Genomic DNA, 9,259 nt, shown 5'->3' with positions numbered 1-9,259 from the left:
ATCACATCACTGGGAGCAGTTACATTTAGAAAAACTTTATTTACGAATAAAGAAACAGGCCACAGTGAATATCTTCTTGACCGGATTCTGGGGCTTGGAGAAATAAACGGCTTACAGAGGATGCCCAGGCCGGATGCTGAAAGAGGCAGTCCAGACTTCCTACCGGCGGGGAGGAGAGGAAACCAGCCTGACTGCAGAGGCAGTCAATTACAGCATGACAATGCAAAGTAAAAAAAGTCTACTTTAATGTCCACATCTGGGGAAAGATAAAAAACCAACGGTCATCCGCGTACTCGGCATTCTTGTCCTAGTTTGGTTATCTGCGGCAATGGCAATGATTTCAATCATGTTTTCAAAGCAGTCCATGAGGCTGACATCAAAGGTGCCTCCGCCAAAGTCTATGACCAGGATTTTCGGGTAGCAGCCATTTTTCCAATACCTTCTCGCGGTATATGGGGGGACACCTCTGAATTACAGAAAAAACACCGCAATACATCTATCTGATTGCGTTACGGTCCATAAGGCGTTTAATCTCCTCCCATGGCAACAGCGGAGGATGTACTATCTGCCATTGAAAACAGCTAAATACGCACAGATATAACAGCTAAATACGTGCAGACATACTGTTCCTCCGGCAGAATATATGATATACTGTCAGGGATTTATACTAATGTGGAGGATTTATGAAAATGCGGAAGGCAAGTGTGGTGTGCATACTTCTGGCTGTGCTGGCGGCAGCCCTCAGTGGGTGTACATCTAACCCGAAGGAGTATGGAACTCAGAAAATGCCGGCAGGCATCAGCCAGACGGTTATATATGACGGTACGTTGGCGTCCAAGGAAGAGAACCGTTTTAAAGCAGAGATTACGTTGCAGGATGTTGTAAGAGGGACAGATGCCGAGGATGTATTTGCTGCGGCCGGAGGCTATGCCTCTTATCATGAACCCCTGGAGATGGGAGATGATCAGGAACTTCTTGTTGCCAGATTTACGTTCACGCTGACGGACTGGCCAGGGGATTCGCCTGTGGAGTTAGGGCAGAGGGATGTCAATATGTTTAAACTCATATCTGAGGACGGGAATCCCTATGATTACTTTCTCCAGAGGCGTTTCGTCAAAGGCAATCTGTTCGGGGATGCGTCCGTGGGAAGTACGCAGACCGGCTGCCTGTTCTATCTTGTGGATAAAGAGGATGAGAAACCCAATATTGTATTTATGCCCAGTGTAAATGAAGGCGTGTGGTTTAAAACTTCGCTCACCGGTTCAGACAGGAAACTGGTGGATGAGCCTATTATGGTATCGGACTGGCTGAATGCCGGGGAGAAGGATATTGCTTTCAGTATGGGGACGTTCAATACCCCCCTGCCTATAGGGGAATACGGATATATGTACTGCCAATCCCCTCGTTTTGGTGAATATGAAATTGAAATCAGGGTAGACGAGATACTCAGGGGATCTGAGGTTGATGAGCAGTTGAACCGGTTGGACAGTTATGGATACTACAGCCGGAATCTGAAGGACAATCAGGAATTCCTGCTTGTGAAGTTGACTGTAAACGCTCCGTCGGTTGACATGCTGGAGGAATCCTATCTGGACTTTTATGTGGGAGATTGCCGAGTGATTAACAGCAATACAGGCCAGGAATATGATTTTGAGGATTCCCTTGATTTTATGGATGACAGTATTACTGCTATTATGCCCGGCGGTTCATCAGAGGGCTGGTTTGGCTATGTAATCGATAAAAACGACCCCTCGCCTATGATGCTTTACCAAAGCCTGAATGACAAAATTCTATATTTCAAATTAGATCAGGCCTATGAGCTCCCGGATGACCAGGAGCCGTATGTGTCCGTAATCCCAAAGCAAAATCCTATCAGGGATACGTCATCTGCAAAAGGAGAATGGAAAAATCCGTATGGCCTGGAGGATACCATAAAACTGGATTATAATCCGTCTTCCGCGTACCGGCAGAACGCTCCGTTTGCTGGGAACATACAGGTGCTGGAAGCTTACAGGGGAGAAGCTGCAGCGTATTTTTTAGAAGATGATTACTATTCGGATCATTACCAGAATGCGTACATGGATCCGGTTGTTCTAAAGATTAAGGTGAAGGTTGATTCCATGGAAACCGACGCTGCCCCATCTTTTGACGGCCGGAACTTTACGGTTTTATCCGGCCGCGGAGGAGTAATTGGCAACCCCGTCCTACCCCAATCGGTGTTTAAGAAGGATGGAATTGACCGTGTATACCAGGGAGGCACAGTGGAGGGATATGTGGGATTCCTTGTGCCAAAAGACCTGGAATTTATGGAAATAACCTATGGAGATATATATGATAGAATAGATACCGCATGGATTGACCTGGAGTTTTCCGAGGAGCATCCTGAGGAAATGGATATGTCCGCAGATCTGGGGATATACAGCTATATTGCTGAAAAGGAAAATTATGATTCCGCCATCTTATACGAAGTGGAGGTGGTTAACGGACAGGTTACCGGGTGTAATGAAAAAACTACATATTTCTATGCGGGCAGACAGGATTCCTTTCTTGAAGATCTGGAACAGTATGAATCCAGAATTGGAGAATTGGATGAACTTAATGGGATAAATGGGAAGGTGGAAAGTGATTCCGTAAGCCATACGATTTCCATTATTTTGGAAGTTGATTTTGACCAGGTGAATCCGGAGAATATCATCTCTATCTTTGAAAGCCCATATTACATACTGAAAGATGAGAATGGAAAGCCCAGTTGGAAGAAGGCAAAGGAGTCGCTGGAAAATAACGGCTATATCTTCCGTTAGAGGGGTAATTACCATGTGTCATTCTAAATGTCCGGATGGCTTTATGCCGTCCGGGCATTTTGGATATGGCGGGTGAGTTGGCTAAAAAGCAACGAAACCCTAAAGGTAGTCATGGAACCATAAGCATGGCTGATACACCTCCTTTCTATCATGCTGTTGCCGTTTCAGTTCCGCCAGCACTTCCGAGGGAATACGGTCAAGCACCCGCTGAATATTGTGCAGTTCAGCAAATCGCAGAATTGCATATTGCGGCAAGCGATCAATCCTCCCTCCTGCGGACGGTTAGAGGGCAGCCCCGCAAGCACAGCCTGTTTTCCTGCCGTTTCAAATGCAGCTGCCCTTTCCGGCGGCAGTTGCATTTGAAACTGAAAAAAGTACGAAATATAAAACATATATATAAAATGTGCAGCTTACAGGCATTTATTTTTTTGGATATACCGTATTATCGTAAGAGCGGGTTTTACCCATTCCGAATACGAGAACAGGGGAGACCGATTTTTTCTTAAGATCCCGTCCAGCGCTCGTAATATCGTAGTCCCGAAGGGTGATATTATAGAGATGTGCATCTTCGGCGTATCCAAATAACCCGATAATTTCAGCTTTTGGGTCGGTCATGGTCAGCCCTTTGATTTCGAAGCCATTACCGTTATAGGAACCTTTAAAAGGCTCATCTTCGGTTCCGATAGGAACCCACTCATCCGATGATAATTCGATATCAGCCTGCTGGAGGTAATTTCGATCAAGTCCATACCCATCTTTTCCAATTGCCCTTAACTGAGTCTCATCAAAAACCAGATAGTATGTAACTCCTTTCAATTCCAGTGTTTCCATCGTAGTTTCATCATCTGAGCGACTGCTTTGCTGCTGAGGAGTCTTGCCGGCTGCGGAACATGCGCTTGTGAAAATAATGCCTCCTGTAAGTGTGACCGCAATAATCAAACTTATGCCGATACGTTTCTTTCTGATTAAATGTTCCATTCCTATATTTCCTGTTCCTTTCGTACAAATAATTATTGTATTTAAATAAATGTAACAAATCATTCTCGCTGCATCATATCGCTTTCCTGCGTTACTGTCAAGTTTTTCAAGCTTTTTGGGGAGTATGAAAGACGGGGCCGGCCAGTTATTATATTGCCGCTGCCCGTCTTTTTGTGATATAGTAGAGACATTGAAAAATGTGAAAAGCCGTTTACGCGGTGAAGGGGTCAGATATGAGTAAAAAAGAAAAAAACGAAATGTCCATGAAATGGCGAATGATAGGCATCATGCTGATGTGCTGGCTGCTGCCGTTCTGCCTGATCATCGGAGTGGCTGGCTACTATATTTTAAGCAACCGCTACGGGACAGTAGCGCAGGGCGTCGTGGACCAGGTGGTCTATGACGGGCAGATCTGTGTGGAACGGCTGAATTACGGCATCAACGCGTCCCGGAAGGCGACCTATGACCAGACGCTGGAGAAGGCGTGGAGAGAGTACACCCGCGGCAGCTTAAGCTACGGCGGCCTCTATTCCGCGAGCAATGACTATTTAAATAAGGAGTACCGCCAGAACCAGTGTTTTTCCACTACAATTCTGTGGTGCTACGAAGAGCCGGAGCGGATGAACTGCAGCGTCTACAACAACGCGGCCGGCGGTACGTATCAGCAGGTGCAGACCTACTGGAGAGAGGACCATGAAAGGGTTAAGGCGTTTCTCTCCACCCTGGACACGGCACTGGGGTACATCAACCTGGACGGCAGGATCTATATGGTCAGGAATCTCCTTGACAATTCGTATTATCAGTTCGGAGCGCTGATCATGCGCCTGGACAAATCATACTGTTTTGGCCCCCTCATCGATTCCCCGCAGGGGGAGAATGTCCTCGTCCGCCTCGACGGCCAGACCATTCTGCTGAAGGGTGAAAATATCGAAGAGATGATAACAGAAAGCAGAAGCACTGCACGGCAGACAGGATACGGCCGTAAAAACGGAAATCTCTATGTTTATGACACGCAGAAGGAAGAGTACTTCACCCTGTCGGTACTCATGCAGGCGGATAAAAGTATTATCCAGGCACCGTTCTATGGCTATCCGTTCATCGTCGCAGGCATGCTTTTGTTCCTGGTGCCTCTGCTTTTGATTCTGCTTCGCGTATTCAACCGGAATGTCACAAAACCGATTACGGTCATGATGGAGGGCGCCGATCAGATTGAGACGGGAAATCTCGGCTATCAGATTAAGGAGGAGCCGGAAAATCTGGAGTTTAAGTACTTGATGGAATCCTTTAATCAGATGTCCGAACGGCTGAAGTATCAGTTTGACCATATCTATGAGGAAGAGATCGCGCTGCGGGATGCCAGGATTATGGCGCTCCAGTCCCATATCAACCCTCATTTTATGAATAATACGCTGGAGATTATCAACTGGGAGGCCCGCCTGGGCGGTAATGAGAAGGTATCCCGTATGATTGAGGCTCTCGCTACGCTGATGGATGCGGCCATGGATCGGAAGAAGCGGACCTTTGTCCCTCTTTCCGAGGAGATGATGTATGTGAACGCATATTTATACATCAATTCCGAGCGCTTCGGCAAACGGCTCACCGTAATCAAGGAGCTGGATGAATCCATCATGCAGTATGAAGTGCCGCGGCTGATTCTGCAGCCCGTTATTGAAAATGCCATCGAACACGGCGTCAGGCCCAGCGGCCGGGGAACCGTGATCCTGCGTGGCTATGAGAAGGAGGGGTTTCTCTATCTGGATATCGTGAATGACGGAACCCTGACACCTGCGGAGGCGGAGAAGATCTGCCGCCTTCTGTCGCCTGATTATGACTTCAGCCGGGAACCCTCGGGAAACCTGGGCATTGCCAACGTGAACCAGCGTCTGAGGATCCTGTATGGGGAGCCATGCGGCCTTACAATAGAGAAAGACGAGGAACAGCATGTCATCGCGCGTCTTACGATAGCTGTCCAGTAGAGAGCACCAGTTCTGCCATTTGTTGTATTTTCTTGTTCTGTGATAAATGAACAAGAAAATACAACAAATGGCAGAACTGGTTATTCATTTTTGCACCCAAATCAGCGATAATAATGACATGAGGTATACAAATTGCAGGAATGCAAAGGGTGTATAAAAAAAACAGGAGGCAATTAATATGAAGAAAAGAACGATGGCATTATTACTGGCAGGGGCTATGACAACAACCGTATTCACCGGCTGCTCCAAACAGTCCACAACAGATACGACGGCTGCTCCGAAGACCGAGGCAGGAACCGAGGCGAAAACAGAGGGAGAGGCGAAGACAGAGGCCCCGACCGAAGCAAAGAAGGCAGTCGCATTAAACGTTATGACCACATTCGCAGGCGAGGACGGCAACGCTCCGAACTACCAGAAGGCAGTAAAGGACTGGGAAGCTTCGACTGGAAACACCGTAAACGATTCCTCAGCAGTCTCCGACGAGACCGTAAAGGCCCGTGTGGCAAGCGATTTCCAGATGGGTTCTGAGCCGGACGTACTGTTCTGGTTTAACGGCGCAGACGCCAACTCCTTCATCGAGGCGGGCAAGGTTATGTCCATCGATGATATCCGCAAGGAATATCCGGAGTACGCTTCCAATATGAATGACGATTTAATCGCCGCATCTCTCGTAGACGGAAAGAAATACGCAGTGCCGGTTAATGGTTTCTGGGAGGCAATGTTTGTCAATACAACCGTTCTGGAAGCGGCAGGCGTAGCAGTACCGGGACCGGATTACACATGGGATCAGTTCCTTGCAGACTGTGAGAAGATCAAAGAGGCAGGCTACAGCCCGATCGCTGCAGCGCTCGGAAATATTCCTCATTACTGGTGGGAGTACACCATCTTCAATCACAACACACCGGCAAACCACTGTGACATTCCGGAAACTGTAGAAGATACACAGGGCCAGTCATGGGTAGCAGGCATCAACGATGTCAAAGACTTATATGAAAAAGAGTACTTCCCGAAGAATACATTATCCGCAACCGATGATGATACATTCCTTGCCTTCACAGAAGATAAGGCTGCATTCTTAATCGACGGTTCCTGGAAAGTCGGCGGAATCGCAGGCGCATGCCAGTCCGACCCGAATGACCCAGCCACCATGGATACCGAGAAGCTCGACAAATTCACCGTTACCTACGTACCTGGCAAGGGCGACAGAAAAGCAACTGATTTAATCGGCGGTTTATCCATGGGCTACTACATTACGAAGAAAGCATGGGATGATCCGGAAAAGAGAGACGTAGCAGTAAATTTCGTAGAGTACATGACTTCCAACGAAATCGTACCGATCTTCGCACAGCATACAGCTTCCGCACTGAAAGAAGCGCCGGCGGTAGACCAGAGCCAGTTCAACTCCTTACAGGTAAAGGCAATGGATATGATGAGCGGCGTTACCTCCTTAACACCGGCTGTTCAGGATATTTTCCAGGGTGAATGCAGAACGTCAACCTTTGACGGCATGCCGCAGATCGTAACAGGCAAGGTAACAGCAGAAGATGCTGTCAAGGAAGGCCTGGAGATTTACCACGCAAACTAAATAACTGTCAATTCAAAGCCGGAGACGTAATGGCCTTTCGTCTCTGGCTTTTTTACGGAAAAATAGGGTGAGAATATGGGAGCAAATATCTATAAAAACAAAAAGCCGCTGTTCCTTTTTCTGGTTCCGGCGTTCGCCTTTATGGCAATTTTCTTGTACTATCCATTTATACAGAACATCTTAAACAGTTTTAAGCAGATTACAGAACTGGGAGCCGCCAGCAAGGGATGGAATGATCCGTGGTACACCAACTACGTGACCATGTTCCAGGATGAGAACATGCGTGTGGCAGTCAGAAACACCATCCTCATGATGGTAGTCACCATCATTGGCCAGGTAGGAATCGCCATTGTCCTGGCGCTTCTGGTTGACAATATCAGCCACGGAGCAAAATTCTTTCGGACTGTCTATTTCTTCCCCATCGTCATTTCCGCCACTGCGTTAGGTCTGATGTTCAATCTGATCTTCCTGTACGACAAGGGCATGGTGAATCAGCTGCTGGAGAGTCTCGGCGTCACCGAACTCATCGACTGGAAAGGCGAGAAGCTGGCGCTCATCACGATGATGCTGCCTGTTATGTGGCAGTATGTGGGCTTCTATTTTGTAATCCTGATCACCGGACTCAATAATATATCCGGCGAACTGTATGAGGCGGCCGCTATCGACGGAGCAACAGGATTCCAGAAAGTAAGATATGTCTCCATTCCTCTGCTTCACAATGTTATGTGTACCTGTGTGGTCCTCGGCGTTACCGGTGCATTAAAGGTATTCGACCTCCCATGGACCATGTTCCCGAAGGGAATTCCGCTGGGTGAGACATGGCTGACCGGCACATACATGTACTACCAGACCTTTAATACGAAAAATGTCGATTACAGCTCCGCCATAGCGGTTCTGATCGTAGTTCTTGGAATTGTGACGGCGAAAGTGATCAACACAATTTTCAAAGAGAAAGATTATTAGGAGGGGATTCATCATGAGCAGAGGGAAAAAAATATCGCTGGGAAGTGTGGTAATCTACATCGTTCTGGGCTTCTGGGCACTTACCACGATTTATCCGATTTTCTGGGTCATCATCAACTCCTTTAAGGCGAAGGGCGAGATCCTTTCGAACTCCTTTGCACTTCCTACAGGAGCAATGTTTACCCTGGCCAACTACCGGACCGCATTTGAGCGTCTCAGTATTTTCAGCGCATACCGCAACAGTATGATTATATCCACTTCGGTGGCGGCTATCGTTATCGTTCTGGCCGGCATGGCATCGTTCGGCCTGGTCCGCTACGAGTTCAAGCTTCGCAAACCGCTTAATTCACTGGTGGTGGCAGGCATGATGTTCCCGGTATTCTCCACAATCATTCCGGTATACCGTATGCTGAGTTCCGCCCACATGGTCAATACGGAGAGTCTGGCGCTTTCCTTAACGAGCGTGATTCTTCCGCAGGTAGCAGGCAATATGTCCTTCGCCATAGTCGTACTGACCGGCTACGTGCGGAGTCTCCCCATTGAACTGGAGGAATCGGCCTATCTGGAAGGCTGTAATCCATTCCAGATCTTTTACAAGATTGTAGTGCCCCTTGCAAAACCGTCCTTTGCGACAGTAGCGATCTTTTCCTTCCTCTGGAGTTATAACGATCTGTTTACACAGATGTTCCTGCTTCGTCTTCCGCAGCATCGTGCCATCACGCGTCTGTTAAACGAGCTGACTTCCAATGAAGGAACGAACTTCGGCCTCATGGCCGCATCTGTGGCATTGGTTATCATTCCGATCCTGATTGTCTATATCTTCCTTCAGAAGTATATTATCAAGGGCATGACGGCCGGCGCTGTCAAGGGGTGATAAAGGGAAAATTATTTTCGGGGTTCTTTGAAACGCCGGAATATGGTATACTATGAGCACTTAGTGAGGTTTTTCACGAACT

The 9,259-nt window shown here is 47.7% G+C and carries 7 protein-coding genes; 6 read left to right on the top strand and 1 reads right to left on the bottom strand.

What is annotated here, in order from left to right; all coding sequences use genetic code 11:
- Both DFR60_RS19260 and DFR60_RS19250 read left to right on the top strand, forming a co-directional pair.
- Positions 1–231 (top strand): hypothetical protein (locus DFR60_RS19260; protein WP_243005124.1); only part of this gene is annotated, 231 nt, incomplete at its 5' end.
- A 452-nt stretch (positions 232–683) separates the two neighbouring features.
- The gene (locus tag DFR60_RS19250) at positions 684–2,801 is read left to right on the top strand and encodes a hypothetical protein (RefSeq protein WP_146218618.1); all 2,118 of its coding nucleotides are present in this window, start codon (positions 684–686) and stop codon (positions 2,799–2,801) included.
- 420 nt (positions 2,802–3,221) lie between these two features.
- Here the strand turns inward: DFR60_RS19250 and DFR60_RS19245 are convergent, their stop codons facing one another.
- Positions 3,222–3,779 (bottom strand): hypothetical protein, encoded by a 558-nt coding sequence (locus DFR60_RS19245; RefSeq protein WP_110324347.1) that lies wholly within the window; start codon positions 3,777–3,779, stop codon positions 3,222–3,224.
- A gap of 233 nt (positions 3,780–4,012) precedes the next feature.
- On the opposite strand from DFR60_RS19245, the gene DFR60_RS19240 reads away from it, so the two are divergent.
- The 4 genes from DFR60_RS19240 to DFR60_RS19225 all read left to right on the top strand — a co-directional run bounded on the left by DFR60_RS19240 (position 4,013) and on the right by DFR60_RS19225 (position 9,177).
- The gene (locus tag DFR60_RS19240; protein ID WP_110324346.1) at positions 4,013–5,755 is read left to right on the top strand and encodes a sensor histidine kinase; all 1,743 of its coding nucleotides are present in this window, start codon (positions 4,013–4,015) and stop codon (positions 5,753–5,755) included.
- Between the two features lie 178 nt (positions 5,756–5,933).
- Positions 5,934–7,340: an ABC transporter substrate-binding protein gene (locus tag DFR60_RS19235; protein WP_110324345.1), complete on the top strand. Its 1,407-nt coding sequence runs from the start codon at positions 5,934–5,936 to the stop codon at positions 7,338–7,340.
- A gap of 75 nt (positions 7,341–7,415) precedes the next feature.
- Complete coding sequence (locus DFR60_RS19230; protein ID WP_002603739.1) at positions 7,416–8,303, top strand: carbohydrate ABC transporter permease; 888 nt, start codon at positions 7,416–7,418, stop codon at positions 8,301–8,303.
- Between the two features lie 13 nt (positions 8,304–8,316).
- Positions 8,317–9,177: a carbohydrate ABC transporter permease gene (locus DFR60_RS19225; protein ID WP_002603740.1), complete on the top strand. Its 861-nt coding sequence runs from the start codon at positions 8,317–8,319 to the stop codon at positions 9,175–9,177.
- Positions 9,178–9,259: the final 82 nt, after the last annotated feature.

The organism is Hungatella effluvii (assembly GCF_003201875.1).
Taxonomy (GTDB): Bacteria; Bacillota; Clostridia; order Lachnospirales; family Lachnospiraceae; genus Hungatella; species Hungatella effluvii.
The sequence above is the reverse complement of the archived record's forward strand: the minus strand, read 5'-3'. Positions and strand labels throughout refer to the sequence as shown.